This window comes from Anaerophaga thermohalophila str. Valhall, from assembly GCF_000250735.1.
Lineage (GTDB): Bacteria > Bacteroidota > Bacteroidia > Bacteroidales > Marinilabiliaceae > Anaerophaga > Anaerophaga thermohalophila_A.
In genome coordinates this window covers 1-927 of the sequence record NZ_AHZV01000277.1, presented here as the reverse complement: position 1 = coordinate 927, position 927 = coordinate 1, and the positions used below count along the sequence as shown (strand labels likewise).

Below are 927 nucleotides of genomic sequence, written 5' to 3'. Positions count from 1 at the left end.
CCCACATTGCAGCCTACGGCCCGTTAAACTGCTGATTAACAAATGTGTATTTTTTAATTTTTTCGCTGGGGTGCCACACAGATTTTTTACGAGGCAAAGGGATTTGATGATAATTTAGCTTTTGGTAAATTATCTCAGCTGCATGGGATGGTTGGCTGCATTGTCGGATTTGTATGGTAGACCATTTTTGTTTTGAACCGTTGTCGTTACCCGCTTTTGGGTATTCATGATGCGTACAATTTCTCGCCATTGATGGTTTATTCCTTTTAGCTTTAACTGATAGCGGATAGTTGATACCAGCCAGTACGCTAAAAGGCCAAGGTGTAGATGGGCCATAGAAGCCTCATCCGTTTTGTGAAATATTGGCCGCAGATCAATATCGGTTTTCAGTACCCGAAAGGTGTTTTCTATTTCTCTGAGAGCATTATAGATTGTCCATAATGTCTTCTCATGGGTGGTATCAAGCGATGTTCGCAGAAAATAAACGCCGGCCTTTCCGGTTTTCTTTTGGCCATGTATTTCTTTGTATGTCAGATCGGTTGCTGTTCCTTTATTGTCATGGGTTACTGTTATTTCATAATATTGGTGGATTGATGGATATCTTTCTTTTAATCGCCCTATGCGTTCCCATACTTTATCCAGCTTTTTTAGTGCCACCTTTAGAAGTAATTCCTCTCCGGATAGCCAGAAGCCCTTCTTCAAAGCGTTGTGAGAACTTTGAGTTCATGCTGTTTTCTTTGAGGGCTTTTGTTTGACTTTTGACCCACAGGTATGTATCGTTATCGTCTTCTGCCTGAACATGTAGAAGTTCGATTGGATGCCCCTTCTTGTCTTTTATAGTTGTCGGCTTTTCATCGGGATTGGCAACCCGATAATTTTTCAAATTGGAGCGGGAGACACACAGATAATCCAGATTCTCCTGTTTGA

General features: G+C 41.3%; 1 protein-coding gene and 1 pseudogene. Both read right to left on the bottom strand.

Annotation, left to right across the window (positions count from 1 at the left end; genetic code table 11):
* Positions 1-129: 129 nt before the first annotated feature.
* Entirely contained in the window at positions 130-702 is a 573-nt protein-coding gene (locus tag OQ5_RS22035; RefSeq protein ID WP_141638887.1) for a transposase, read from the bottom strand.
* Positions 635-927, bottom strand: a pseudogene (locus OQ5_RS23600) (IS1634 family transposase); the annotation flags it as partial. The gene OQ5_RS22035 and the pseudogene OQ5_RS23600, both read right to left, overlap by 68 nt.